23 protein-coding genes and 3 pseudogenes are annotated in these 25,068 nt (G+C 71.0%); 9 read left to right on the forward strand and 17 right to left on the reverse strand.

The window, feature by feature from the left end:
• Nucleotides 1-27 precede the first annotated feature (27 nt).
• Nucleotides 28-867 (forward strand): creatininase family protein, encoded by an 840-nt coding sequence (locus PV734_RS06460; protein ID WP_319094774.1) that lies wholly within the window; start codon nt 28-30, stop codon nt 865-867.
• An 80-nt stretch (nt 868-947) separates the two neighbouring features.
• On the opposite strand, the pseudogene PV734_RS06465 reads toward PV734_RS06460, so the two are convergent.
• The 6 genes and pseudogenes from PV734_RS06465 to PV734_RS06490 form a co-directional block, all read right to left on the reverse strand.
• Nucleotides 948-2,012 (reverse strand): annotated as a pseudogene (locus PV734_RS06465) (lysylphosphatidylglycerol synthase domain-containing protein); the annotation flags it as partial.
• Nucleotides 2,009-3,040 (reverse strand): trans-aconitate methyltransferase, encoded by a 1,032-nt coding sequence (locus tag PV734_RS06470; RefSeq protein WP_319094773.1) that lies wholly within the window; start codon nt 3,038-3,040, stop codon nt 2,009-2,011. The pseudogene PV734_RS06465 and the gene PV734_RS06470, both read right to left, overlap by 4 nt.
• Nucleotides 3,041-3,191: 151 nt before the next feature.
• Nucleotides 3,192-3,479 (reverse strand): hypothetical protein, encoded by a 288-nt coding sequence (locus tag PV734_RS06475; RefSeq protein WP_319288910.1) that lies wholly within the window; start codon nt 3,477-3,479, stop codon nt 3,192-3,194.
• Complete coding sequence (locus tag PV734_RS06480) at nt 3,476-4,726, reverse strand: glycosyltransferase family 4 protein (protein WP_415924161.1); 1,251 nt, start codon at nt 4,724-4,726, stop codon at nt 3,476-3,478. Before PV734_RS06480 ends, PV734_RS06475 begins: the two co-directional genes overlap by 4 nt.
• Nucleotides 4,723-5,121 (reverse strand): 6-carboxytetrahydropterin synthase, encoded by a 399-nt coding sequence (locus PV734_RS06485; RefSeq protein ID WP_319094771.1) that lies wholly within the window; start codon nt 5,119-5,121, stop codon nt 4,723-4,725. Before PV734_RS06485 ends, PV734_RS06480 begins: the two co-directional genes overlap by 4 nt.
• 112 nt (nt 5,122-5,233) lie before the next feature.
• Nucleotides 5,234-6,217 carry a dehydrogenase gene (locus PV734_RS06490; RefSeq protein ID WP_319094770.1) on the reverse strand — a complete coding sequence of 328 codons (984 nt, stop codon included), beginning with the start codon at nt 6,215-6,217 and terminating at the stop codon, nt 5,234-5,236.
• 107 nt (nt 6,218-6,324) lie between these two features.
• Between PV734_RS06490 and PV734_RS06495 the strand changes: the two genes are divergently transcribed.
• Nucleotides 6,325-7,119: a CDP-alcohol phosphatidyltransferase family protein gene (locus PV734_RS06495; protein WP_319094769.1), complete on the forward strand. Its 795-nt coding sequence runs from the start codon at nt 6,325-6,327 to the stop codon at nt 7,117-7,119.
• Nucleotides 7,120-7,169: 50 nt separating this feature from the next.
• Here the strand turns inward: PV734_RS06495 and PV734_RS06500 are convergent, their stop codons facing one another.
• From PV734_RS06500 to PV734_RS06530, 7 genes are all read right to left on the reverse strand, one after another.
• A complete protein-coding gene (locus PV734_RS06500) occupies nt 7,170-7,898 on the reverse strand; it encodes a YcnI family protein (RefSeq protein WP_319094768.1) in 729 nt (242 codons plus the stop codon).
• Nucleotides 7,899-7,949: 51 nt separating this feature from the next.
• On the reverse strand, nt 7,950-8,576 hold the full coding sequence (locus PV734_RS06505; RefSeq protein WP_319094767.1) for a hypothetical protein: 627 nt from the start codon (nt 8,574-8,576) through the stop codon (nt 7,950-7,952).
• Between the two features lie 330 nt (nt 8,577-8,906).
• Nucleotides 8,907-9,818 carry a UTP--glucose-1-phosphate uridylyltransferase gene (locus PV734_RS06510; protein ID WP_319094766.1) on the reverse strand — a complete coding sequence of 304 codons (912 nt, stop codon included), beginning with the start codon at nt 9,816-9,818 and terminating at the stop codon, nt 8,907-8,909.
• Nucleotides 9,819-10,043: 225 nt separating this feature from the next.
• Nucleotides 10,044-11,228 carry an MFS transporter gene (locus PV734_RS06515; protein ID WP_319094932.1) on the reverse strand — a complete coding sequence of 395 codons (1,185 nt, stop codon included), beginning with the start codon at nt 11,226-11,228 and terminating at the stop codon, nt 10,044-10,046.
• Between the two features lie 50 nt (nt 11,229-11,278).
• On the reverse strand, nt 11,279-13,039 hold the full coding sequence (locus PV734_RS06520; protein WP_319094765.1) for an ABC transporter permease subunit: 1,761 nt from the start codon (nt 13,037-13,039) through the stop codon (nt 11,279-11,281).
• A 4-nt stretch (nt 13,040-13,043) separates the two neighbouring features.
• Nucleotides 13,044-14,546: an ABC transporter substrate-binding protein gene (locus PV734_RS06525; protein ID WP_319288911.1), complete on the reverse strand. Its 1,503-nt coding sequence runs from the start codon at nt 14,544-14,546 to the stop codon at nt 13,044-13,046.
• 93 nt (nt 14,547-14,639) lie between these two features.
• Nucleotides 14,640-15,182, reverse strand: a complete 543-nt coding sequence (locus tag PV734_RS06530) for a GNAT family N-acetyltransferase (protein ID WP_319094763.1) — start codon at nt 15,180-15,182, stop codon at nt 14,640-14,642.
• Between the two features lie 181 nt (nt 15,183-15,363).
• Here PV734_RS06530 and PV734_RS06535 point away from each other — a divergent pair, with 181 nt between their 5' ends.
• From PV734_RS06535 to sthA, 5 genes are all read left to right on the forward strand, one after another.
• Entirely contained in the window at nt 15,364-16,326 is a 963-nt protein-coding gene (locus tag PV734_RS06535; RefSeq protein ID WP_319094762.1) for an ATP-binding protein, read from the forward strand.
• Between the two features lie 65 nt (nt 16,327-16,391).
• Nucleotides 16,392-16,784: an SCO5389 family protein gene (locus tag PV734_RS06540; RefSeq protein ID WP_319094761.1), complete on the forward strand. Its 393-nt coding sequence runs from the start codon at nt 16,392-16,394 to the stop codon at nt 16,782-16,784.
• A 255-nt stretch (nt 16,785-17,039) separates the two neighbouring features.
• The gene (locus tag PV734_RS06545) at nt 17,040-18,044 is read left to right on the forward strand and encodes an RNA polymerase sigma factor (protein ID WP_319094760.1); all 1,005 of its coding nucleotides are present in this window, start codon (nt 17,040-17,042) and stop codon (nt 18,042-18,044) included.
• 574 nt (nt 18,045-18,618) lie between these two features.
• A complete protein-coding gene (locus PV734_RS06550; protein WP_319094759.1) occupies nt 18,619-20,010 on the forward strand; it encodes a DUF3533 domain-containing protein in 1,392 nt (463 codons plus the stop codon).
• Nucleotides 20,011-20,113: 103 nt separating this feature from the next.
• On the forward strand, nt 20,114-21,517 hold the full coding sequence (sthA, locus tag PV734_RS06555) for a Si-specific NAD(P)(+) transhydrogenase (RefSeq protein ID WP_319288912.1): 1,404 nt from the start codon (nt 20,114-20,116) through the stop codon (nt 21,515-21,517).
• Nucleotides 21,518-21,553: 36 nt separating this feature from the next.
• Here sthA and PV734_RS06560 read toward each other — a convergent pair whose 3' ends face one another.
• Both PV734_RS06560 and PV734_RS06565 read right to left on the reverse strand, forming a co-directional pair.
• Nucleotides 21,554-21,745 carry a DUF397 domain-containing protein gene (locus PV734_RS06560; RefSeq protein WP_319094757.1) on the reverse strand — a complete coding sequence of 64 codons (192 nt, stop codon included), beginning with the start codon at nt 21,743-21,745 and terminating at the stop codon, nt 21,554-21,556.
• Nucleotides 21,742-22,125, reverse strand: a pseudogene (locus PV734_RS06565) (Scr1 family TA system antitoxin-like transcriptional regulator); the annotation flags it as partial. The gene PV734_RS06560 and the pseudogene PV734_RS06565, both read right to left, overlap by 4 nt.
• On the opposite strand from PV734_RS06565, the gene PV734_RS06570 reads away from it, so the two are divergent.
• Complete coding sequence (locus tag PV734_RS06570) at nt 22,125-22,421, forward strand: hypothetical protein (protein ID WP_319094941.1); 297 nt, start codon at nt 22,125-22,127, stop codon at nt 22,419-22,421. The pseudogene PV734_RS06565 and the gene PV734_RS06570 sit on opposite strands and share 1 nt — an antisense overlap.
• Before the next feature lie 63 nt (nt 22,422-22,484).
• Here the strand turns inward: PV734_RS06570 and PV734_RS06575 are convergent.
• Nucleotides 22,485-22,832 (reverse strand): annotated as a pseudogene (locus PV734_RS06575) (IS5 family transposase); the annotation flags it as partial.
• 53 nt (nt 22,833-22,885) lie between these two features.
• A complete protein-coding gene (locus PV734_RS06580) occupies nt 22,886-23,359 on the reverse strand; it encodes a GNAT family N-acetyltransferase (protein ID WP_319094756.1) in 474 nt (157 codons plus the stop codon).
• 627 nt (nt 23,360-23,986) lie between these two features.
• Here PV734_RS06580 and PV734_RS06585 point away from each other — a divergent pair.
• Complete coding sequence (locus PV734_RS06585) at nt 23,987-24,964, forward strand: DUF4365 domain-containing protein (RefSeq protein ID WP_319094754.1); 978 nt, start codon at nt 23,987-23,989, stop codon at nt 24,962-24,964.
• Nucleotides 24,965-25,068: the final 104 nt, after the last annotated feature.

The following is a 25,068-nucleotide window of genomic DNA, read 5'->3' on the forward strand; positions in this document are numbered from 1 at the left end:
TAAGCAGAGACGAAAGGCCGGAAGAACATGGATGAGTCGGGAATACGGTCGACGGCGTCCGTAGCGTTGCCGACCGGCGGCCTGTTGCCGGTGGACACTACGGAAGACGTACGGACACGAGCGGCCGGCGTCTCAACGCAGGTCGCCGTTCTTCCGGTCGGGAGCTTCGAACAGCATGGTCCCTTCCTTCCGTTGACGACCGACACCCTGGTCGCCTGTGCCATTGCCCGGGAGATCGCATCCGCATACCCGGTGCACCTCCTTCCTCCGGTGACCATCGCCTGCTCGCACGAGCACGCCGCCTGGCCGGGAACCGTCAGCATCTCCTCCGTGACCCTTCACGCGGTAGTACGGGACATCGCCGATTCGCTGCGCCGCTCGGGCGTGGAAGCCCTGGTCGTCGTCAACGGGCACGGCGGAAACTACGTACTGGGCAACGTCGTTCAGGAATCCTCCGCGCGCGGTGAGCGGGTCGCGCTGTTCCCGGCCGGGGAGGACTGGGAGACGGCGCGTGAGCGGGCCGGAGTGGTGACCTCGCTGCTCACCGACATGCACGCGGGGGAAATCGAGACCTCCGTCCTTCTGCACGCTCATCCCGAATTGCTCCGTCCCGGTTATGAAACCGCTGATTTCGTCGCCGACGACCGCCGGCACCTGCTCACCCTCGGCATGGCCGGTTACACCGATTCCGGTGTCATCGGACGCCCTTCACTGGGTTCCGCCGAAAAGGGGAAGGCGTTGCTGGCGAGCTTCGCCGAGTCCTTCGGGGCGTATTTCTCGATGCTCACCGACGGCGATGCAGGTGCCGATGCCGCCGGTTCCGCGGACTCCGCAGTCGCTGCGGACTCTGTCGGCGACCAGAAGTAACGGACGACCAGGACGGCCGCGCCGGGCAGGGCGGCCACGAAGCTCAGCACCCCGTACACGACGGCGACGCTCAGCCCCATGCTGGCGCCCAGCCCCGCCGCCCCGAACGCCCAGGCGGTGACGCCCTCGCGGGGACCCCAGCCGCCGACGTTCAGTGGCAGGCCCATCGCCAGCAGCGCCAGTACGGCTATCGGCAGCAACTCGGCGACGGAGGCCGAGGATCCGGCGACCCGGGCGGCGACCACGAACATCCCGAGGTGTCCGGAGAGGACGACCACGGAGGAGAGCGCCACGCCGGGCAGGTTCTCACGGGAGAGCAGGGCGCCACGGGCCTCGGTGAGCACGGCACGCAGGGCCCGGGTCCGGCGGGCGGCGGCACTCGGGGCGCGGTTCATCCGGACAGCGACCAGGACGGCGACGACGCCGACGGCAGCGAGGGCCGCCATCAGGGCGACCCGGCGGGCGTCGGCCAGTGCCGGTGAAGGCAGCGTGAGCAGCATCGCTCCGCCGACGACGATCAACGCGACCTGTCCCGCCGCCCGTTCGAGGACGACCGCACGGACCCCGCGCCCCATGTCACCAGCGCTCTTGCCGTGCCGTACCGCGCGGTGCACGTCACCGAGGACGCCGCCGGGGAGGGCCGCGTTCAGGAACAGTGAGCGGTAGTAGTCGGCGATCGCGGGGAGGAGGGGCAGCCCGAGCCCGAGGCGCCGGGCGACCAGTGCCCAGCGCCAGGCGCTGAACCCGGTGGTGAGCAGCCCGATTCCGAGGCCCACCAGCAGTGTCGTCGCGTCGATGCGCCGGAGCCCGTCGAGGAAGACACCGGTGCCGAGGCGCCACAGCAGCACGCCGAGAATCGTCACTCCGGCGATGGTGCCGAGGTGCGGGCGCAGGGCACGCGTCACGCGGCGGAGCCGACTCGGGGTGGTGACCGGCGGGGCGTCGTCCCGGGGCCCGACGAAGCCGATGACTCCGGCGCGGCCCGCCGAGGCGGAGCGCGGCCGGGCAGGTGCGGCCCGTTCGGCGCGGGCCGGCGGGAGCCGGTCGAGTCCCGCGGCGGGGCCGCTGACCGCCACGGTCCCGTGCCCGACCTCGTCGAGGCCGCTGAGCACGACCTCCGCCGCTTCCACCGTCTGGACGGTCATGACGTCGTCCCGCCCGTCGGCCTGGCCAGGGCCAGGAGGTCGCTGTGGTGAACCTCTACTCGCAGCTCACCGGCGGCGCAGGCCTCCAGGCGCTCGGCGAGGTATTTGTCGGCGCGGTCCCGCAGCGCCGGGCGTTCCTCCACCGCCGCCGCGACCCAGCCGCGCAGCCACTCCGCGGTGAGCGGGGCCTCCACGGGGCCGAGGTGCCAGGCACTGGGGTGGACCCGGACCGTGGCGCCCCGCTGGTCGAAGGCCTCGCAGGCCGCCGTGATCGCGTCGGGGCCGAGCATTCCCGATCGCCGCTGATGGGCGTTGAACGCGTCGGCGAGGTCTCCGTCCAGCGGGTCGGGGGCGGCGAATTCGACGCGCCCGGCCACGGACAGGGTCAGCAGGGCCGGGCAGCCGGCGCCCGCGCAGGCGGTGGCGAGGGCGTCGACCTCCTCACGGGTGAGGACGTCCAGCAGGGCGGAGGCGGTGACCAGCGAGGCGCCGGCCAGCGCGTCGGAGGTCAGCCGGGCGACGTCGCCGCGTCGCGTCTCGACCGTCACGCGGCTGCCGTCGGCGGCGGCACGCGGCGAGGCCACGGCGGCGAAGTGCAGCAGATAGGGGTCGCGGTCGTGCAGGACCCAGTGCTGGGCGCCGTCGAGCCGGGGCGCGAGCCAGCGGCCCATGGAGCCGGTGCCGCAGCCCAGGTCGTGGATGACGAGCCCGCCCGGCTTTCCGGGCAGGTTGGCCAGCCGGATGCGCAACGGGTCGAGCAGTTCGACGGCGCGTGCGGCGGCGTCGGGGCCCTCGCGCAGCTCCAGCCAGTCGGGGGCGTACCGGGGCGGGTCGTCGGGGCCGGCCTCGCGCAGCCGGATCGTGCCCCGCTCCGCCGGGCCCACCGGCCCGGCGCCCGCCTTGACGTCCCGGTGCGTCGGCTGGGCCGGAATCCCGGCCGCGGGCTCGGCATTCACGTCCACCGGAGTCACCGGTCCTCGTCGCTGGATCTCGGACGCCGCCGAAGTCGTAATGGTCGTCTTCTTCATGCCGCGCTCCTTGCTTCCCGGGCAGTCCGCCCCGACACCGCCACGGGGCTCCGCAGGGCAGCGGCCCCACGCCCCCGAGCGGCAACCGGCCCGCCGCCGACGCGCAGGGGCGTCACCGGCCCGGCCGAAATCACAGCCGTCGCCGACTTCCTCATGCCGCGCTCCCGACTTCGCCGGCAGCGCGCCCCGACGCCCCCACGAGACTCCGGAGGGCGGCGACCCGAAGCCCCCGAGCGGCAACCGGCCCGTCGCCGACGCGTACGGGTGACTCCGACCCGGCCGAAGCCGTCGTCGTCGCCTTGTTCACGCTTCCCGAGGGGATGCGTCCCCGTACTCCGACGGCACCGCGCAGCGCCGCCGCCCGGAGTCCCCGGGCGGCCACCGGCGCGGGGCCGGCGCCGGTGAGCGCCGCCGGAGCCGTCGTCGTCGACCCGCTCATGCCGCCCTCCGAGGTTCCCAGGGGATCCGGCCCAGTACGCCGGCCAGGCTCCGTGCCGTGGCCGCCCAGCCGTCCAGGGCTGCCCGGCGGCCCCGGGCCGCCGCCTTCAGGCGTCGGCGGACGTCCGCCTCGCCGAACCAGCCGCGCAGTTCCGCCGCGAGCGCCGCCGGGTTCTCCGGCGGTACGAGGATGCCGGGGACCCCGCCGTCGGGCGCGCGCCCGACCGCCTCGGGCAGGCCGCCGACGTCCGTGGCGAGGACGGGGATGCCGCGTGCGAGGGCCTCGGTGACCGCCATGCCGTACGTCTCCGCGTAGGAGGTGAGGACCATCAGGTCGGCGGCGGCGTAGCTGGCGTCGAGCTGGGCGCCCGCCTGGGGGCCGGCCAGGTGCAGCCGGTCCTCCAGTCCGTGGCGTGCGATCAGGGCGCGCAGATCGGCGACGTACTCGGGATCCTGTTCGAGTCCGCCGACGCAGACGCAGCTCCACGGCAGGTCGGTCACCGCTGCCAGCGCCTCCACCAGCCGGTGCTGCCCCTTGCGGGGGGTCACCGAAGCCACGCAGAGGAGGCGGGAGACGCCGTCGGTGCCGGAGGCGAGGGGGGCGATGTCGGCGCCGGGGGCCGCCATGTGCACGCGGTCCGGGGCGAGTCCGTGGTGGGAGACGAGGCGCCGTACGGCCCAGTCGCTGGTCGCGATCACCGCCGGCACCGCCCGCAGGGTGGTCCGCTCCAGGGCGTCCAGCTCCGCCGCGACGACCGGGTCGAGGCCGGTCTCGTCGCCCAGCGGGAGGTGCACCAGCACGGCGAGGCGCAGGCGTTCGGCCTCGGGGACGATGATCTCGGGAACCCCGCAGGCCACCATGCCGTCCAGCATGACGACCGTGCCGTCCGGCAGCTCGCTCAGCGTCCGCGCCAGTTCCGCGCGGGCGTCGGCGCCGGGCCGGGGCCACTCACCGTCGACGGCGTGCTTGTGGACCTGCCAGCCGAAGCCGGGCAGGTCGAGGCTGATCCGGCGGTCGTAGGCGTTGCCGCCGCTCGGCTTGGCCGGGTCGTCGACGCCGGCCGGCATCACGAAGTGCACGGAGCGCAGGGACATGGGGATGATCGCCGCGTTCTTGAGGGCCGCGTTCTGCACGGGCACGTAGTTGAGCGTGGTCTGCACGGAAGCCTGCACCTGTACCTGTGCCGGGGCGGCCGTGGTGGCCGCCGGGGAAAGGGGAACCGGGCGGTCGAGGGTCGTGTCGGTCACAGGGCACGCTCGTAGCTCGCCCAGGCGACGTGCGACTCGTGCAGGGTGACCGTGAGGCCCGCCAGGCCTCGGGCGCCCTCACCCAGGGCACCCTTCTCGATCCGCGCGGCCAGCCGGTCGGCGATGATCTTGGCCAGGAACTCCGTGGAGGTGTTGATGCCGGCGAAGTCCGGCTCGTTGTCCAGGTTGCGGTAGTTCAACTCGCTCACCACGGCACCGAGCTCCTGGGTGGCCAGGCCGATGTCGACGACGATGTTGTCCTCGTCCAGCTGTTCACGGCGGAACGTGGCGTCGACGAGGAACGTCGCTCCGTGCAGGCGCTGCGCGGGCCCGAAGACCTCTCCGCTGAAACTGTGGGCGATCATGATGTGATCGCGAACGGTGATGCTGAACAACGGACGACCCTCCAGGTGCGGCGCGTCTTGTCCCCTGCTGATCGCTGCGGGGACATGCCGAGTAGTACGGCTGCCCAGGGCAGCTTGTTCAAGGCTTGTTCAAGCGATTCTGTCAGTCGGCGTCCGGATACCGGACCCGGTGACAGAGCGCCGGCGTCTCCCCGGAGGCGAGCCTCGGCAGCACGTCCGGGAGCTCCTCGAAGGCGCACTCACCGGTGACGAGGGCGTCGAGCGCCGGGTCGGCCAGCAGGTCGAGGGCCAGGGCGAGCCGGTCGGCGTAGGAGCGGCCGGGCCGCGCGGCCGGGGACACGGTCCCCACCTGGCTGCTGCGGACGGTGAGCCGCCGGGAGTGGAACGCCTCGCCCAGCGGCAGACTGACGCGCCGGTCTCCGTACCAGCTCAGCTCGACGACCGTGCCCTCGGCGGCGAGGAGTTCGAGCGAGCGGGCCAGTCCCGCCTCGGTGGCACTGGCGTGCACGACGAGGTCGCACTCGCCCAGGGCGTCCCCCGGCAGCGCGAAGTCGACGCCGAGCGCCTCGGCGGTCTTCGCCCGCCCGGGATCGGCGTCCACCAACTGGACGCGCACGCCGGGGAACCGGGCGATCAGGGCGGCCACCGAGCAGCCGATCATCCCGCCGCCGACCACCGCGATCCGGTCGCCGGCCAGCGGCGCCGCGTCCCACAGGGCGTTCACGGCGGTCTCCACCGTCCCGGCGAGCACCGCGCGTTCGGCGGGCACCGAGTCCGGCACCGGTGTCACCGCGCCCACCGGGACGACGTACCGCGTCTGGTGCGGGTAGAGGCAGAAGACCGTACGGCCGACCAGCGTCTCCGGGCCCTCCTCCACCACGCCGACGTTGAGGTAGCCGTACTTGACCGGACCGGGGAAGTCGCCCTCCTGGAACGGCGCCCGCATGGCCGCGTACTGGCTGACCGGGACGCCGCCCCGGAAGACGAGCGTCTCCGTGCCCCGGCTCACCCCGGACCACAGGGTGCGGACCAGTACCTCGCCCTCGCCGGGCCCCGGCAGCTCGATGTCACGGATCTCTCCGTGGTCCGGCGAAGCGAGCCAGAACGCTCGTGCGGCGAGCTTCATCGGAGTTCCTCCTGAACGCTTGGGAAGTTGTTCACGTACTGCGAGGTGCACAGTCCGCGCACAGTACGCGGCATGATCCACTCTGTACATACGGCGGAGGACTCGCGGTGGCCCTGAACAACACGTACGAAGCGAGGCTGGTTCAGCAGGAGACCGCGCTGGGGGCGGGCCTGCAGGTCCTGTTGCTGGCCCTGCTCGGCTCCGCGATCGGCCTGGGCCCGGCGGGCTGGCTGACCGGGCTGACGTTCGCGATCGCCACGTGGGCCGTTCTGTCCCGCGCGTTGCACCGGTCCGGGTCGAAGTCCTTCGGTCCGGCCAACCGTGTGACTCTCGGCCGGGCGACGCTGGTCGGCGGGGTGACAGCGCTGGTCGCGGACTCCTTCGAGAGCTCGCCGCCCGTCACGCTGTTCGTCGGCCTGACGGCCGTGGCCCTGATCCTCGACGGCGTGGACGGCAAGGTCGCCCGGCGCACGGGCACCTGCTCCTCGCTGGGGGCACGCTTCGACATGGAGGTCGACGCGTTCCTCATCCTGGTGCTCAGCGTGTACGTGTCGATGTCGCTCGGCCCGTGGGTCCTGCTGATCGGCGGCATGCGCTACGCCTTCGTCGCCGCGGCCCGCGTGCTGCCCTGGCTGAACGCCCCGCTCCCCCCGAGCACCGCCCGCAAGACCGTGGCCGCCCTCCAGGGGATCCTGCTGCTGCTCGCGGCCTCCGGATACCTGCCCCTCGCGGCGACCCAGGCGGTGGCCGCGCTGGCCCTGGGGACGCTGGTCTGGTCGTTCGGCCGGGACATCCTGTGGCTGTACCGCACGTCCCGCCCCCGTACGACGGCGCCCGTCGCGTCGATCACGTCGGTCGAGCGCCAGCTGCGCACCCTGGTGCCGGAGTCCGTGTCCCGCTGAGGTGCGGTCCGCCCCCGAGGGAGCGGACCGCGTGTGCTTCGACTACCCCGCTACGACCGTACGGCCCGGGTCCTGATCAGCGCGAACGCCGCCGCGGCCAGGCCCAGTACCCCCACGATCAGCCCGGCGACGCCCAGCCCGCGAGCCGTCGAGTCACTGGCCGAGTCCGAGCCCTGACCGGCGTCGCTCTTCACGGAGGCCGCCGCCGAGGGAGTCGCGGCAGCACCCTCCTTCTCCGCCGCCGTCAGCTTCAGGGCGGGCGCCGGGTTCTCCGGCTCGTCCTGGCCCGCCTGAGCGGTCTCGATCCAGCGGACCACGTTGCCGTCGGAGTACGTCTGCAGGGTCTTGAAGGCCAGCTGGTCCGTGTTGTCGGGCAGTTGACCGAACGCGACGTCGAAGTCCTCGTACTCCCCCGCACCGATCTTTCCGCCGGACCAGGTGATCTCGGAGACGGCGTCGGTGATCGTCCCGTCGTCCGTCTTGATCGGCGTCTTCAGCCTGGTGGTCGTCACCTTCGCCGTCCAGCCTGCCTCCGGGGTGACGAGAACGCCGAGGACGGGGTGGTCGGTGGGCAGGAAGACCTGGACCTTCGTGGTGGTCGCGGTGTCCTCCTCGTTGGGGACCCGGAAGCTCAGGACACCGTCCGTGGCGCCCTTCGGGTAGCTCTCGGGGTGCACGGTGACGTGCGCGAAGGCGGAACCCGCCGCGGCGAGGACTCCGGCGGCGGTGAGACCGGTGACGACGCCGGCGCGGCGCAGGGTGATGCGTGTCGGGAACATGATGGAACTCCGTACTGGTGACTGGTGACTGGTGACTGCTGTCGAGGAACCTCAGGGCGTGTACGGAATCCCTGTCGGCGGTCCTCGACCGCTCACCGCGTACCGCAGGAGAAGCCGGCGCGGCCGGACGTCCGGCGCCGACATGCGACCCGGGGCCGTACGGGACGGTCCGAGGGGCGCGTTCCGCCACCAGGCGGCGAGCCCCGGCACGAGGGCGACCGCCCAGCGCAGCAGCGACCACAGCGCGGCCTCGCCCCGCCGCAGGCACCAGGAGGCGACCAGCGCCGCCACCACGTGCGCGGCGACGGCGTGGCCGCTCATGGCGTTCATCGTGTTCGTGGTGCCCGCATGGGCGTAGGACATCCGCATCCCGTGCATGCCGTGCATCCCCGCGTGATGCGCGTGCGACATCACCCGTACACGCACCGACCCGAACGCGCCGAACGCGGCGTGCAGCCCCGCCTGGGTGACGAGCATCAGAGCGCCGATCCCCGGCAGCGACCGTTCCCGGCCGCCGAGCAGCCACCCGGCGGCGAACACCCCGGCGAACCCGGCGCCGTCCGCGCCCGCCGACGGCGCACCGCCGGTCGCCAGAGCGTGCGCGGCGGCGGCCAGCAGCACACACACCGCGGCGAACACCGCCGCGCGCAGACTCCGTATCGCCGGGGAAGCGCTCATCGTGCCGGGATCCTCCCACGGCCGGTCCCGGGCACGATGCGACGGGTCACCCCAGACCGTGCGCCAACCTGAGGTGACCGTCTCGACCCGTTCACCGGGCATCCTCGGGGCCCCTGGGGCTCGGGGGCTCGGGGCCCCTGGGGCTCGGGGCCCCCGGAGGTTCCGGGGTTCCGGGGTTCCGGGGCTCCGGAGCTCTGGAGCTCTGGAGCTCTGGGTCAGCCACTTTCTCCAGCGCCGCCCGGCACCATCAGCCCGTCCGGCGTTTGAGGACGAGCGCGTCCAGCGCGACCCGGGGGTCCGGGGGCGGAGCCCCTGGATGGGGACCGGGGGTCATCCAGCCCCACCGGTCTCCTCGTCCTCCAGTTCCTTCGCCAGGCGGCGCAGATGCGGCCCGTACTCCGGGTGGTTGAGCGCCGCCGCGAACTGGGCGGTGAGGTAGGCGAGCGGGTTGCCGGTGTCGTACCAGCGGCCGTGGATCACCTGGCCGTAGACGGCCCGGCTCGCCGCGTAGGCGTTGATGGCGTCGGTGAGGTAGACCTCGCCGGTGCGATGGTCGTACCAGCGTTTGGTCTGGTCGCGCAGTTCGTCGATGATGCCGGGCGTGATGACGTAGCCGCCGATGGCCGCGTACGAGGAGGGCGCGTCCTGCGGGCGGGGCTTCTCGACCAGGCCGGTGATCCGGAGCAGACCGTCGTCGAGGTCCTCCTTGACGACGGGGACGCCGTAGCGCTGCGAGTCGCCCGGGTCCATCGGCATCAGGGCGAGGACCGGGGAGTTGGTCGCCTCGTACGCCTTGATCAGCTGCTGTGCACGCGGGACCTCGGCGACGAACACGTCGTCGGGCCAGAGCACGAGCAGCGGCTCGTCGCCGATGTTGCGCGAGGCGTTGAGGACGGGGGTGCCGTTGCCGTACGGACCCTGCTGGTAGAGGTAGGTGATGTGGCCGAGCCGGGACAGCTCGCCGACCTCCTCGACCGCGTCGGCGTAGGCGGCCTTGCCGTCCGCCCGCAACTGGTCGACGAGGGCGGGGTTGGGCCGGAAGTGGTCCTGGATCAGCCCCTTGTCACCGGACACCACGATGGTGATGTCGGTGATGCCGGACGCCACGAGCTCCCGGACGGTGTGCTCGATGACGGGCTTGTCGCCGACGGGCAGCATCTCCTTCGGTGTCGCCTTGGTGAGCGGCAGCAGCCGGGACCCCAGTCCGGCTGCGGGAATGACTGCCCTGCGAATCGTGGCCATGGGCCCCCCTGTACGAAAGCGCGACGCGTGTCCGCGGTCGTGGTGCGCTGTGCGTGGTCGTGTTGCCTGGTCGGTCGTGTTGCGTGGTCCTGCTCGGGTGGCGCTGCTCAGCGGTGCTGCTCGGTGCTCACCCGTGCCGGTCGGCGCGAGTGGTGTGACGCTACCAATTCGGCATGCCCCACGGCCGTGCGGCCCAGACCCCCGGGGTGCTTCCCCGGCCACGTTTCAGGCTCGGCGCGGCAGTACGGCGATCGCCGCCAGCGGTACGGCGGCCAGTATCAGCCACGGCACGGCAACGGGCAGCCCGGCGTCGAGAAGAGTGCCGGTCAGCGAGGTACCGACCAGCACGACCAGGCCGGAAACCGACGACAGGGCGCCGGTGTAGAGGCCGAGCCGGCCCTCCTCGGCGAGGTCGGGCACCCAGGCGCGGGCCACGGGCGCGACCAGCATCTGGCCGAAGGTGAGCAGGACGACGAAGCCGGCCGCGGGCAGCAGCCCGGCGCTGCCGGTCCACCCCGCGGGCCTGGCCAGCGCCACCACCGCGAACCCGCCGGAGATCAGCAGCATCCCGGCGACCATCGAACGGCGCGGGGCGAGCCGGTCGCCGACCAGCCGGGTGACCGGCAGTTGGGCGGTCACGACGAGCAGGGAGGACAGGGCGAACAGCCAGGCCAGCGCGGTCTGGGAGCCGGTCGCGCGCTCCACTTCGTCGGGGAGCGCCAGATACAGCTGGTTGTACGCGAGGAGATAGGCACCGTAGGCGCAGCAGAGTGCCAGAAATCGCCGGTTGCGCAGCAGCGCGCGCACGCCCCCTTTCGCGCGTACGCGCTCCCGGCCGGGTATGTGCTGCGGGAGCAGCCAGGCGTGTCCGGCGAGGACGAGGACGAAGATTCCGGCGCCCGCGAGGCACACCACCCGGAAGTCGACGGACAGCAGCAGTCCGCCCAGCAGCGGCCCGACGAAGGCACCCGCCTGTCCCGCGACGGTGAACAGCGCGAGGATCCGGGTGCGTGAGCCGTTGCCCCGCTCCTCCCAGACCACCGCCTGCCGGGCCACCTCGGACTCGACGGCGGGCGAGAACAGCGCGGCGGCGAAGCCGATGAGGAGGACGGCGCCGATGACGGTCGCGGTCGAGTCGGCGTAACCGAGCCAGCCGAAGCCGGCGATGCGCAGGGCGCAGCCCGCGAGCACCACCGGCCGGATGCCGTACCGGTCGGCGAGCGTGCCGCCCACCACGAACAGCCCCTGCTGGCTGAAGGTGCGCAGTCCGAGAACGAACCCGACGAGCCACCCCGCCATGCCGATCGACTGTCCGAGGTGCTCGGAGAGAAAGGGCAGGACCGCGAAGAAGCCGACGTTGAAGGCGAGTTGGGTCAGGATCAGCAGCCGCAGCAGCGGCGAGAGCCGCATCCGGCCGGACACCCTCTCGTCCCCGACGGCGGCTGCGGACACCGACCCGGTCACTGGAACACCAACTCTCTTGCCCCTTGGCCAGGTTGGGCCGCCCGCACGGGCTTCCTCCGACGCCGTCGGACGGTGAGGCCGGCGGCGGTGACGGCCAGGGCACCGAGCAGGGCGAGTACGGCGGCGGGGGCGAGGACCGCCCAGGGGGCGCGTTCGGCATACGGCTGGTTCTCGGCCAGGAGCAACCCCCATTCCGGGGACGGCGGTTGGGCGCCGAGGCCGAGGAAGCCGAGGGCGGCCAGGGCGAGGGCCACACTCGGCAGCCGTAGCAAGGCGTGCCGGGTGACCGGGGGCAGTGCGGCGGGCAGGAGTTCGTGGCACAGGACGTAGCGGCGGTCGGCGCCGAGGCCCCGGGTGGCCGTGACATGCAGGGTGGCCCGTTCCTGGCGCAGCAGGGCGGCGGTGTGCGCGGCCAGCGGCGCCCAGGCGACGGCGGTCACGGCGAGCGCGGGGGTGGCCCCGCCACTGCCCACCACCGCCGTGACGAGCAGCGCGGCCAGTACGGGCGGTATCGCGTTGACGGTGTCGACGAGCGGTCCGGACAGCCGGGGCACCAGCCCGAGGAGCAGGCCGATGAGCAGGGCGGCGGCGCTGATCGCGGTGGCGAGCAGCAGCGTGTCGAGGGCGCCGTGCCCGACACGGGCGAGGACGTCGCGGCCGAGGGCGTCCGTGCCGAACGGGTGGGTCCAGGACGGGGGTTGGAGCCGGGCGCGGGTGTCCAGCGCGAGCGGGTCACGCGGCAGCCCGAGGGCGACGACGCCGAGCAGCACACCCGCGTACAGCAGGGGCGGGGTGCGGCGGGCGGGCGGCGCGGGCCGGTGCAGGGAGGAGAGGCCGCCGTCGCGCAGGGCGGGGCCGATGAGCAGCCGGGCCGTGACCCGGGTGGCGCCCGCGGCGAGCGCCGCCAGCAGGACGAGGGCGAGGGTGCTCGCCTGGAGGACGGGCAGGTCCTGGGCGATGGCCGCCTGGAGGGCGGTGCGGCCGAGGCCGGGGATGTCGAAGATCTGCTCGACCGCGACCGAGCCGCCGGTCAGTCCGACGACGAACAGCCCGGCGTTGGGGAGCAGTGCGGGCAGACAGCGCCGCACCGCCTGGCTCGCGATACGCCGGCCCGGGATTCCGCGTGCGGCGGCGGCCAGCGCCCAGGGCTCGGCGAAGGCGCCCGGCAGCAGATCGTCGAGGAGCCGCCCCAGGAGCGCACCGGCGGGCAGCCCGAGGGCGAGGCCGGGCAGGATCGTCCACTGGAGTCCGTACCAGCCGAGGGCGGGCAGCCAGCCGAGCTGGACGCCGACGACGGTGGCCAGCACGGACGCGGTGAGGAACTCGGGCAGCGCGGCGACCATCGCCGACCCGCTGCCGCCGCGCCGCCGCCCGTCGCCGCACAGTGTCCGGGCGCACACCAGCGCGGCGACGAGAAACGCGATGGCCAGCGCCACAGCCATCAGCAGCAGCGAGGCGCCGAGCGCCTCCAGCACATCCGGCATGACCTCCGCACCGGAGATCCAGGACCGCCCCGCGTCTCCGCGCGGCAGCCCGCCGAGCCAGTCACCCAGCAACCGCAACGGCCCGGCGTCCAGGCCGAGTTGGTCCCGGATGTCGGCCAGCACCTCCGGGGTGGCCTCACGCTCCGCCGACCGTGCCTTGAGCACGGTGAACGCCGGGTCGGTGCGGGTCAGCCAGGGCAGCAGACCGATCCCGCACACGAGCAGCGCGGCGAGGAGGGCACGCCACAGCAGGGTGCCCGCAGGTCCCCGCACGGGGTCAGCGCCGCGTTCCGGTACCGACCAGCGTGCGCTCGTACGGATCGAGGAGCACGCCCTGTACGTCGGCGTCGACGCCGGTGATGATCCGCTGGTGGACCAGCGGGACGACGGCGTCGTCACCGAGGATGAGGGCCTCCGCAGCCATGGCCGCGTCCTGGCGCTCGGCGGTGTCCTCGACGCCCTCGGCCTTCGTGACGGCCCGGTCCACCTTCTTGTCGCAGAGCAGGGAGAGGTTGTAGCCGCCGTCGCAGGTGTAGTCGCTGGCGAGGACGGAGACGGGGTCGCCCGAGTCGAGCATGGTGTTGCGGGCGGCGACGACGGCATCGAACCTGCCGGCCAGCGCGTCGCTCTCCAGGCGCGAGTACTCCCGCACCTCCAGCTTCACCCTGAACCCGGCCCTTTCCAGCTGCTGCTTCAACACCTGTGCGGCTTCGGGGAGTTCGGGCCGGTTGTCGTACGTGGCCAGAGTGACGGAAGTACCGTCGGGCGCCGTCGCCTTCGCGCGCCCGGCGGGCTGGACGCGCTTGCCCTCGGCCCAGGTGAGTGCCGGGCCGTAGATGCCCTTTCCGGTGTCGGCGTGGCCTTCGTAGACACCGTCGGCGAGAGCGGAGGTGTCCACGGCGGCGCGGGCGGCGGCCCGTAGTTTCGCGTCCTTGAAGGCGCCGGACCGGGTGTTGAGGTGCAGGTAGGTGGTGCGGGCCGTGGCGGTCTCGCGGCGGGTCGCCTTGTCGAGGGAGGCGGCCTGGGCGACGGGGATCGCTTCGGCGATGTCGACCTGGCCGGTGCGCAGGGCGTTGGCGCGGGCGGTGCCGTCGGCGATGAACCGGGCGTCGATCCCGGCTGCCTGGGCGCGTCCGCCCCAGTAGTCGTCGAAGCGGTCGAGGGTCGCCGCGGTGGACCCGGTGGTCTTCGTCAGCTCGAAGGGCCCGGTGGCGGTGCCGACCGGGTCGACGGCGCCCTTCTTCGCGAACGCCTTCGGCGCGAGGACGACGAGGCCGGGGCTGGACAGGCGCAGCGGGAGCACGGGGTCCGGCTCGGCGGTCGTGACGGATATACGTCCGTCGGCGGCGGCCTTCGCGGTGAGGGTGACGCCGGTGAGGGCGGCGGGCTCGGGCTCGGCCCGGGTCGCGCGGGTGAGGGCGGCGGCGACGGTGGAGGGGGTGACGTCGGTGCCGTCCTGGAAGCGCGCGTCGCGCAGCGTGAACAGCCAGGTGCGGTCGTCCTCGCGGGTCCAGGACTCGGCGAGCGCGGGCGCGGCGGAGCCGTTGGCGTCGAGGGCGGTCAGACCCTCGGTGACGCCGAGGCGGCTGAGGAGGGTGGCGTCGGCACCGTACGGCGAGAGGTTCTCGGCGGGCGGGAAGGCGAGCGCGACCCGCAGCCGGGATCCGGCCCCGGTGTCGGACGACGAATCGCTGTCGTCGCCACCGGAGGCGAAGCAGCCGGTGAGCAGCGGGGAGAGCAGCAGTCCGACGAGCAGTCGGCGACGGCGGGGGGTGCGCATGGTCCTCGGTTCCGTAAGGGTTTCAGGGGGTGATGCAACGGGAGAGTATCTGATAATCATTTCCAATAGCCACCCCGGGTCGGCTGCGGCCGATCACCGCGCCAGCGGAACCTCGAAGTGCACGACGCCCTGTCCTTCACCCTCGCCCGCGCCCTCGCGCTCGTCGTGCACGACCTTCCCCAGGGACCGCCAGAACCCCTCGGCGCCGGCGACCGCCGGGTCCGTGTGCAGATACACGGCGCGATAGGCGCCGTCGGCCGCCGCGAAGGCCAGCAGTTCGGTCACGAGCCGCCGGGCCAGACCACGCCTGCGGTGCTCGGGGCGGACGTACACCCGGCGCAACTGCGCGGTGGCGCCGGAGGGATAGCGCTCGGCGACATGCCGCGGGTTCGGCGGATGCAGGGGGCCGCGCGAGTCGAGCGCGGCGGTGGCCACGACACTCGCGTCGCGCTCGTCGACCGCGACCAGGAGGGTGTGGCGGGCGGGCGCGAGATAGGCGGACGCCGGGTCGATGATGTCCCCGTGCCAACGGGGCACGAAGCCCGTCCCGAAGTCGCGGTAGACGGTGTCGAGCATGACCGCCCGCGCGCCGTCGAGGTCGCCTGGGGCCGCGGTCCTGATGCAGTAGTTACGCACCTGCACATCATATGCATTTAGGTAGATCGAACAAACGGTCGCCAACTGCACATCACTGCAGACCAGTTGGGGGCAAGGCGATTTGACAGAGCCCCGAAGGCCGCATAAAAACTTGCCACATGACATTCATTTTCAAAACGCCTCGTGAACAACCCCCCGAAGAACGAGGAGCGACCCGCTGATGCGCGTCGCGTTCGTCGGCAAGGGCGGCAGTGGCAAGACCACGCTGTCCGCCCTGTTCTCCCGTCATCTCGCACGCTCCGGCGCACCCGTGGTCGCCATCGACGGCGACATCAACCAGCATCTGGCCGAGGCGCTCGACCCGGTCGGCGGCGAGACGTTCGCCGCTCCACCGCTCAGCGCCCATCTGGGCGACATCAAGGACTTTCTTCGCGGCACCAACCCGCGTATCGAGTCGCGCGAGGCCATGGTCAAGACAACCCCGGCCGGCCGGGGCTCACGGCTGCTGCGCCCGCTCGGCGACGACGAGATCCACGCCCGGCACGTCGAACAGGTCGGCGGCGTACCGCTGATGGCGACCGGCGCCTTCGAGGAGAGCGACCTGGGCGTGGCCTGCTACCACTCCAAGCTGGGCGCGGTGGAGCTCTATCTCAACCATCTCGTCGACGGCCCCGGCGAGTACGTCGTCGTCGACATGACCGCCGGCGCGGACGCGTTCGCCTCCGGCCTGTTCACCCGGTTCGACATGACGTTCCTGGTCGCCGAACCGACCCGCAAGGGCGTCTCCGTCTACCGCCAGTACCGCGACCACGCCCGCGAGTTCGGGATCCCGCTCGCGGTGATCGGCAACAAGGTCACCGGCGAGGACGACCTGCTCTTCCTCAAGGAGGAGACCGGCGACGACCTGCTCACCCACCTCGTCCAGTCCAGTTGGGTGCGCGCCGCCGAACAGGGCCGGGAGCAAGGCGAGTTGGAGCCGCAGAACCTGCACGCGCTGAACCTGCTCCGGGGCGCGGTCGACGCCCGCACCAAGGACTGGGCCACCTTCCAGCGGCACGCCGTCGAGTTCCATCTGCGCAACGCCCGGGCGTGGGCGGACCGGGCGACAGGCCTGGATCTGGCCGAACAGGTGGACCCGGAGTTCGTGCACGGGCCTACCGCTCTCGCCATCGACAAAATCTAGGTAAAACAGTCAAACATAATAATCAGTAAGAAACCTCAGACATCGCAAGAAAAGGACCCCCCTTCATGTCACTCGACGTCTCCCCCCAGCTGCTCGCCGAAGCCGAGCAGGGTGACATCCGTGAGGACGACTTCATCGAAACCGTCCGCACCTCGCTCCCCTACGCCTACCAGCTGATCGCCGGCCTCACCTCCGAGCTCCAGGGCGGCACGGCCGAGTTCGCCGACAACCAGACCCCGCCGCCCTCCGAGAAGGAGCGCGGTCAGCTGCTGCGGGCGCTGGCCAGTGACGCGATCCGGAGCAGCCTGGAGCGGCACTTCGGCGTCGCGCTCGCCTTCCAGAACTGCCACCGGGTCGCGGCGTTCCACCCCGGCGCGCAGAACGGCGCGACCTACGCCCGCTTCACCTCGCTGCGCTCGCAGATCCTCAACCAGTCGCCGGAGTTCCGCGACTGCTGACGCACGGGTGCCCAGCGCGCCCGACGGTGGTTCCCCGGGGACGAGGGGGGCGGTATCCCCGGGGAGTCACCGGGACGCGCACCGGGAGCCCGGTGACTCCCTCGCCGAGCCACCGACGTCGGCGGCGGCGTGCAGCGGCGGCGGCGGCGGCGGCGGGCGGGTGATTGCCCGTGGGACTCCGGAACACGAGGGGGTCGTGGCTCGTTCTCCTACAGGGACGTTCCCGCGTGCACTCCTGGAGAGGAAGTGAGCACGATGGCGACCGATACCGAGGTGACCGACGTGTTCGACCCGGCCACCGAGGACGAGAGCGATGCTCCCCTCCCCCGGCTGACCACCACCGGAGGCTCGGTCGACCAGGTGCGGGACTACCTCCGGCTCATCGCGCGGGTCCGGCTCCTCAGCGCCGAACAGGAGGTCGACCTCGCCAAACGGATCGAGGCCGGACTGTACGCGGAGCACAAGCTGCTGGACGACCCGCCCGAGGACCCCGTCCGCCGACGTGAGTGGGAGATCCTCGCCGAGGACGCGGAGCGCGCCAAGTCCCACCTCATCGAGGCGAACCTCCGCCTGGTGGTGTCCGTCGCCAAGCGCTACACGGGCCGTGGGCTGCTCTTCCTGGACCTGGTCCAGGAGGGCAACACGGGCCTGATCCGGGCGGTCGAGAAGTTCGACTACACGAAGGGCTTCAAGTTCTCGACGTACGCGACCTGGTGGATCAGGCAGGCGATCTCGCGCGCGCTCGCCGACCAGGGCCGGACCATCCGTATCCCCGTGCACCTGGTCGAGGTCATCAACCGGGTGGCCCGCACCCGCCGCGAGCTGATCCAGGACTTCGGGACGGAACCCACTCCGGAGGAACTGGCGGACAAGGCCGGCGTCCCTGTGGAGCGCCTGCCCGAACTCGCCGCCTACACCAGAGAGCCCGTCTCGCTGCACACCGCCCTCGGCGAGGACGGCGACGGCGAGTTCGGTGACCTGATCGAGGACAGGGACAGCGTCACCCCCACGGACATGGTCACCTTCCTGCTCCTCCAGGAGACCATCCAGTCCATCCTCGCGGAGATGACCCCGAGAGAAGCCGGCATCATCTCCCTGCGCTACGGCCTGTTCGGCGGCCGGACCAGAACCCTGGAGGAGATCGGCCAGGTGTACGGCGTGACGCGCGAACGTATCCGCCAGATCGAGTCCAAGACGATGTCCAAGCTGCGCCACCCGTCCCGCTCCCAGGTGTTGCGGGACTATCTCGACGCCATGTGACCCGGCCGGCGAGTTCCGGATCACGGGCGGGGACGGGGTCGGGCGGGGTCGGGGTTGGGGTCGGGCGGCTTCAGGGCGTACCGAGTGCCGTCCTCTAGCCGCCGATCGCTTGCCGGCGCGGCGACTTCGGCGGCTTGGGCGGCGGCGGCGGGGACGCGGATGCTGCTTCGGGCACTTGGGGCGCTTCGAGGACTTCGGGCGCTGAGTATCCACACGCGGATCTCCCCGCGGGACCGTGGGCGTGCGGTCTGCCGTGTCGCGACCGGGTGGGTGCGGGACGAGTGTCCGGCCCCCCTTCGCCTCGCCGGATCCGGGGCCGCTGTGCGCGACCGGGCGGACCCGCATCCTGGCGGGGGCCACCGGCGGCGTTCATCTGTGCGCCGCCCGGTAGTCGTACGTTCGTCGCCTCCGGTTCGGCGAGTCGCTCGTGCGGCCGAGCGCGCGTACACACGATCCTGAGCCGGGCGGACGGTGGCCTTCCGGTATCCAGCCGGAACGACGATCATCCATAGGGTCCCACCCCGTCCTGCCCGTTCTTGCCCTGTCCTGCCCCTCCAGGAACCACCGGAGCACCATGCCAGCCGACGACAGCACATCGACCAGCGATCCGTCCGACGGTACGTCCAGCACATCGAGTGCATCGGACACATCGGACACTTCGGGTACGTCGATCACGTCGAGTACGTCCGAATCCTCGCCCCCCGTCGTCGGCCCTACGCAGGCACGCGCCGTCGCGCTGCTGGGCCGGCCCAAGCTGTGGCTGCTGCCCACCGTCCTGACCGGGCTGTTGGCGCTGTTGCTGTCGCTGCTCTACATGGGTGGCATCGTGAGCCCCAACCGCGATCTGCACGACCTGCCCATCGGCATCGTCAACGCCGACCGGGGCGCGCCGCTGCCCGGGCAGAAGGCGAACCTGGGCGCCCAGATCGTCCAGGCGATCACCACCGACACCTCCGGCGGTGACAAGGCCGAGTGGCGTGAACTGAGCCTCGCCCGGGCCCAGGACGAGCTGGACTCGGGCAAGCTCTACGGCGCGCTGGTCGTACCCGACGGCTTCACCGCCTCGGTCGCCGCGCTGACCGGCAAGAACGCCACCGCCCGTCCGGCGCTGACCGTGCTGACCAACCCCGGTAAGGGCAGCCTCGGTTCGTCCCTCGCCAGTCAGATCACCACGCTGGCCGCGCACCAGGCCTCGCAGACCATCGGCAAGCAGTTGACCGCGAACGCGGCGAACGCCGACGCAACCACGAAGCTGCTGCTGGCCGACCCGATCGCGGTCACCCCGCAGGTCGGTCACCCCATCGGCACCCACAGCGGCCTGGGCCTGAGCACCTTCTACTACACGCTGCTGCTCGTGCTGGCCGGATTCCTGGGCGCCAACGTCATCAGCAACGGTGTGGACACCTCCCTCGGTTACGCCGACAACGAGATCGGCCCCTGGCACACGCGCCGGCCCACGGTGCCCATCACCCGCACCCAGACCCTGCTGCTGAAGATGGGCATGACCGCCGCGATCACGCTGCTGAGCGTCTCCCTGATCATGGTCGCCACCATCGGCATCCTCGACATGGACGCCGACCACCTGCCCCTGCTCTGGCTGTACTCGTACTGCGCCACCCTCGCGGTCGGCCTCGGCGTCCAGGCGATCAACGCGGCGTTCGGCGGGATCGGGCAGCTCGTGTCGATGTTCGTGTTCATCGTCCTGGGCCTGCCCTCGTCCGGTGCCACGGTCCCGCTCCAGGCGGTCCCGGACTTCTACCGCTTCCTGTCCTTGTTCGAGCCCATGCGCCAACTCGGCGACGGGGCACGCGCGATCCTCTACTTCGACGCCCGAGGGGACGCCGGACTCACCCGCGCCTGGATCATGATCGCGGTCGGCGCCGCGCTCGCGCTGATCTTCGGCTTCGCGATGGCCCGCTACTACGACCGCAAGGGCCTCGAACGCCTCCGGCCACAGGCTTCGTGAACCTTCCCGAACTCTCCTGAGCCTCTGCCAGAGTCGAAGTGGGCGCCAAACGTTGTCCGTTCACCCTTCCGGGCGGCGGCCTCGGGCTGACAGACTCAGCAGGGTGCCCGACTTCGACATGCTTGTCATAGGATCCGGCCCGGGCGGCCAGAAGGCTGCCATCGCGGCGGCCAAGCTCGGCCGCCGGGTCGCCGTCATCGACCGCCCCGACATGGTCGGTGGGGTCTCCATCCACACCGGCACCATCCCCTCCAAGACGCTGCGCGAGGCGGTGCTCTATCTCACCGGCCTCACCCAGCGCGATCTGTACGGCCAGAGCTACCGGCTCAAGGAGGACATCACCGTCGCCGACCTGACCGCGCGCACCGAGCACGTGGTCGGTCGCGAGGTCGACGTCATCCGCAGCCAGCTGTCCCGCAACCACGTCTCCCTGTTCGCCGGCATCGGTCGCTTCGTCGACGACCACACCGTGGCGGTGCACGAAGTCAACGGCAACGAGAAGCTGTTGACCGCCGAGCACATCGTCATCGCCACCGGAACCCGCCCGGCCCGCCCGGGCACGGTCGAGTTCGACGAACGCACGATCATGGACTCCGACAACGTGCTCAACCTCGAGGGCGTGCCGCGTTCCATGGTCATCGTCGGGGCCGGGGTGATCGGCATGGAGTACGCCTCCATGTTCGCGGCCCTGGGCAGCAAGATCACGGTGGTCGAGAAGCGGCCCGCGATGCTCGACTTCTGCGACGTCGAGGTGATCGAGTCGCTGAAGTACCACCTGCGGGACCTGGCCGTCACCTTCCGCTTCGGGGAGACCGTCGCGGCGGTGGAACGCCACGCCCGGGGCACGCTCACCATCCTGGAGAGCGGCAAGAAGATCCCCGCGGACGCCGTGATGTACTCGGCCGGCCGTCAGGGCCTCACCGACGAACTCGACCTCGACAAGGCCGGGTTGTCCGCCGACCCGCGCGGCCGGATCACGGTCGACGAGCACTACCGCACCGAGGTGCCGCACATCTACGCCGTCGGCGACGTCATCGGCTTCCCGGCCCTCGCCGCGACCTCGATGGAACAGGGCCGGGCGGCGGCGTACCACGCGTACGGTGAGCCGGTCGACGGTATGCACAACCTCCAGCCCATCGGCATCTACACCATCCCCGAGATCAGCTTCATCGGCCGCACCGAGGACCAACTCACCGAGGAGAGCATCCCGTTCGAGGTGGGCATCTCCCGCTACCGCGAACTGGCCCGGGGCCAGATCATCGGCGACTCCCACGGCATGCTCAAGCTGCTGGTCTGCCCGGAGACCCGCAAACTCCTCGGCGTCCACTGCTTCGGCACGGGAGCGACCGAACTGATCCACATCGGCCAGTCCGTGATGGGTTGCGGAGGCACGGTCGACTACCTGGTCAACGCGGTCTTCAACTACCCGACGCTCGCGGAGTCCTACAAGGTCGCGGCCCTGGACGCGACGAACAAGCTGCGCCAGATCGACCGGCTGCGGGACTGAGTCGGGGTCGCGTACGGCTGGGCCCGCCCGAGGGGCTCAGCCGTGCGCGGCGTAGCGCACGAAGGAGGTCCAGCCGTCGCGACCGACCGCGAGGTGCGGACGCTTCACGTCCTTGGAGTCCCTGACGCAGATGGCCTGTTCGGCTTCGGCGAGGGCGATCTCCACGCAGTCGTCGCCCTGGCTACCGCTGTAGCTGGACTTGAACCAGGCGAGTTCCGTCTTGCTCATAGCTCTCCTCGGAGTCGCTCCAACAAGCTCCGCGAGTCTTTGGGATCCAGAGGCTGCGAGCGCAGTGTGTCATAGCGCTGTTGGAGGAGGCTCACCTCTTTCACGTCAGCGATCAAACGGCCATTTTGCTGCCCCTCGGAGTACCCGAACCGCCGCCCCTCCGCTGTCTCCAGCAGCCGCACCGGACCGTCCAGACACGCATGCAAACCGCCCTCCATCGACATGATTTGAAGTGTCACGTTGCGCGGCGCACTGTGCTCCAGTACGTGGTCGAGCATGGTCCGCATCTGTTCCGCGTCCCCGAACCGGCGTCGGAAGGCATGTTCCTCGACGATGAAGCTGAACGGGACGGTCGGCCGTTGGTACAGCGTCCTCTGCCGTGCTCGCCCACGTAGTGAACTGCGACCACGCGGGCGAGGAGCCCGACCTAAGCGGCGGTCGACGAGTCGAATACGTCGTGACCGGGATCCGTGGAGCGCTCGTCGATGCCCATGCCGTCGACGACCCAACGAACAAGTACGTGAGCTCGGCCGCCGTTCTGGCGCACGACCTCAAGACCGAGGTCGCCCCGTTGCTCGGGTGCCACTTCACTTGCCGTGTCGTGCCCGGCAACCCCGGCACCTTCTTCGTCGATTTCCAGCCGGCCCCACAGCCAGGCGCCCAGGCGTCCGTGTGACCCTCTTGTGGGACAGCCCTTCACGGACCAGATTATCGCTGGTCACGTTGAATGAAGGGCTGGTGGCGGATCGGTGCGGGCGCCGGCCGCGTGCTGGTGGGCCCAGACGATGGTGGAGTCGACGGAGATGTCCCAGTCGATGTCCCCGGCCTCGTCCGCTTCCGCCTGGACCCGCTGGAGCAGACGCTCCCAGGTCCCGTCGGCCGACCACAGCCGATGGCGTTCGTAGGCCGTCTTCCACAGCCCGAACCGCTCGGGCAGGTCACGCCGGTGCACCCCGATCCGCACCCGGTGCAGAATCCCGTCGATCACCTGCCGATGGTCCCGCCACCGGCCACAACGCCTGTTGCTGACCGGCAGGAGCGGCCTCAACCGCTCCCACTCTGCATCTGTCAGATCAGCCCGCCCCATGTCCAAACCAACGAGCAAGGCAGGCGACAGCCACATGATCGGGCGGCCAAGTCCTAGCTGGCTGGAATCGCCAGCACGATCTCCTCGTCCTCGAAGTCCCCGGTCGGCTGGAAACCGAACGAGGTGTAGAGGCGGCCGGCGGAAGTATTGTCCGGGTGGTACGAGAGACGGATCTCCCGGCACTCCGGCAGCGCCGACAGGCGCTCGACCACGGCGCCCAGGGTGGCGCGGCCCATACCCTTGCCCTGTTCGGACGCGCTCACCACCATGCCGCCGATCCAGTGGGTGCCGTCCTCGTCGTCGTACGCCCACATGACGTGGCCCACGACGTCGTCACCGGCACGGACGCCGAGGGACGTCCACACCTTGCCGCGCTGGGAGAGCAGGAGATAGCGCGCCGCGAGCGCGGCCACGTACCGGCGCTGCTCGTCGGTGGGCGCCACGTCGGCGACATCGCGCCAGTTGTCCTCCGTGATCTCCTCGAGCACCACGGCCCGGCCCTGGCGGTCGGTGAACTGCTGCGTCATGCGTTCCCCACATCTGTGCCGGTCAGAGGGGGTGAGCCTAGCCAGTCATACAGGCGCCCGGATACCGGTTTCCCGATGTCCAATAGGGCGCCGGAGCCCAAGGACCGGACCAGCTGGGCAAGTTCGGCGCGGGATGGTTTGTCGGGCAAGGGGGTCTGGGCACGCAGGTAGCCGTACCGTGATCGGCCGGACGACTCCTAGTCGATCCCGGTCGGCGCAGGCGGGGCCGCAGCGGGAGGCTCGGGCTTCGCGACGGCCCTCGACTCGTCGCCCGTGACCTGGCCCGCGTCCTGCGCCCGAACGGTTCGCGCTGGCTGAACCTCGGTGACAGCTACGCTCGTCGTCCGACTGAGGACGCCGCTCCCAAGAGCCTGCTGCTTGGCCCTGCGCGGAGGTCGAGTCGGTCACCACCGTCTACGCGGCCACCGCCGCCGCTCACGCGAAGCTGCTGATCCCTCTGAACGAGCCGCTGGCCGAGCTGGAAGGACAGGTGAAGGCGCATTTTCTGAAGCACCCGGACGCTGAGATCTGCCTCTCGACGCCGGACATCGCGTAGATCACCGGCGCCCGGGTGCTCGCCGAGTTCGGAGACGACCACACCCGTTCCCAGCAGAAGATGGAGCCGTGATGCGCCGTAAACCATCCGCCAAGGTCGCCAATATAGGGGTGACCCGCACCAAGCTCGCCGTCGAGGACGAGCTGAAGTGGCTGTTCCGCGAGCAGCCCACCGAGGACTACGGCATTGACGTGCATGCCGAGGTTGTCGACGGCGAGGACGTCCGTGGCCGGCTGTTGGCCCTGCAGATCAAGAGTGGGAAGAGCTGGTTTCGGGAGTCGGCCCCAGAGGGGTGGTGGTTCCGGCCGGACGGCGCGCACGTGGATTACTGGCTCAACCACTCGCTGCCGGTGGCCGTGGTGCTGTACCACCCGGAGACCAAGCGCTGCCACTGGCAGTTGGTGAACCGCCAGACACTCCAGGAGACGCCCACCGGCGGCTGGAAGCTGCTGGTGCCGGAAGCCCAGATGCTGGATGCGAGCGCTCGAAAGACCCTGCGGGAGGCTGCCGAGGGCGACCCGTACGAGCTGCGTATCCGTGAACTACAGCTGGCCAAGCCCTGGATGGAGCTGCTGGCCAGCGGCAAGCGGCTGGTGGTCGACATGGCGGAGTGGGTCAACAAGAGCTCAGGACGAGGCGACATTCGTCTAGGCATAGACAACGAAGACGGCGAGGAACCCGAGAAGCTGGCCAGTTGGGGCGTGTTCCTTGGTCTCGCCAGCTACGCCGAGGTGGTGCCGAAGCTCTTCGCGTGGGCTGACGCACTCGTGCACCCGGAGACATACGACGGGACGGAGTACGACCAGTACAGAGCAGATTGCTGTATCTGGGACGACGAGTACGAGGTCTTCGCGGCGGTGCCGTTCACGGAGTGGAAGCTCAGTCTGGATACAGAACGTATCCGGCCATACCGCAACGGCGGTGGCGAGGTCGACTTCTATCGGCTTGAGCTGACGCTCAACGAGCTGGGCAAGGCGTTCCTGGTGGTGGACAGGTTTGGGATGGAGGGCGGGAGGTTGCTGACGAAGGTGGATGACCCAGGATCCTGATGGCCCTGGGACGCGAAACAACCACTGCCCGACATTGTTGGTTTCTTGGGGGCGTGGTCCGGCCTGCTGTCCGGCTGGCCGTGCGAGCAGGCGCCTGGCGTCCA

Source organism: Streptomyces sp. AK08-02, from assembly GCF_033795085.1.
In the GTDB taxonomy this organism is placed as follows: domain Bacteria; phylum Actinomycetota; class Actinomycetes; order Streptomycetales; family Streptomycetaceae; genus Streptomyces; species Streptomyces echiniscabiei.

Coding starts and splice junctions, on each gene's coding strand:
- PV734_RS06460 (WP_319094774.1), top strand. CDS start 28: ATGGATGAGTCGGGAATACGGTCGACGGCGTCCGTAGCGTTGCCGACC.
- PV734_RS06470 (WP_319094773.1), bottom strand. CDS start 3,040: ATGAAGAAGACGACCATTACGACTTCGGCGGCGTCCGAGATCCAGCGA.
- PV734_RS06475 (WP_319288910.1), bottom strand. CDS start 3,479: ATGAGCGGGTCGACGACGACGGCTCCGGCGGCGCTCACCGGCGCCGGC.
- PV734_RS06490 (WP_319094770.1), bottom strand. CDS start 6,217: ATGAAGCTCGCCGCACGAGCGTTCTGGCTCGCTTCGCCGGACCACGGA.
- PV734_RS06500 (WP_319094768.1), bottom strand. CDS start 7,898: ATGTTCCCGACACGCATCACCCTGCGCCGCGCCGGCGTCGTCACCGGT.
- PV734_RS06505 (WP_319094767.1), bottom strand. CDS start 8,576: ATGAGCGCTTCCCCGGCGATACGGAGTCTGCGCGCGGCGGTGTTCGCC.
- PV734_RS06510 (WP_319094766.1), bottom strand. CDS start 9,818: ATGGCCACGATTCGCAGGGCAGTCATTCCCGCAGCCGGACTGGGGTCC.
- PV734_RS06515 (WP_319094932.1), bottom strand. CDS start 11,228: ATGCGGCTCTCGCCGCTGCTGCGGCTGCTGATCCTGACCCAACTCGCC.
- PV734_RS06525 (WP_319288911.1), bottom strand. CDS start 14,546: ATGCGCACCCCCCGCCGTCGCCGACTGCTCGTCGGACTGCTGCTCTCC.
- PV734_RS06535 (WP_319094762.1), top strand. CDS start 15,364: ATGCGCGTCGCGTTCGTCGGCAAGGGCGGCAGTGGCAAGACCACGCTG.
- PV734_RS06540 (WP_319094761.1), top strand. CDS start 16,392: ATGTCACTCGACGTCTCCCCCCAGCTGCTCGCCGAAGCCGAGCAGGGT.
- PV734_RS06545 (WP_319094760.1), top strand. CDS start 17,040: ATGGCGACCGATACCGAGGTGACCGACGTGTTCGACCCGGCCACCGAG.
- PV734_RS06550 (WP_319094759.1), top strand. CDS start 18,619: ATGCCAGCCGACGACAGCACATCGACCAGCGATCCGTCCGACGGTACG.
- PV734_RS06560 (WP_319094757.1), bottom strand. CDS start 21,745: ATGAGCAAGACGGAACTCGCCTGGTTCAAGTCCAGCTACAGCGGTAGC.
- PV734_RS06580 (WP_319094756.1), bottom strand. CDS start 23,359: ATGACGCAGCAGTTCACCGACCGCCAGGGCCGGGCCGTGGTGCTCGAG.
- PV734_RS06585 (WP_319094754.1), top strand. CDS start 23,987: ATGCGCCGTAAACCATCCGCCAAGGTCGCCAATATAGGGGTGACCCGC.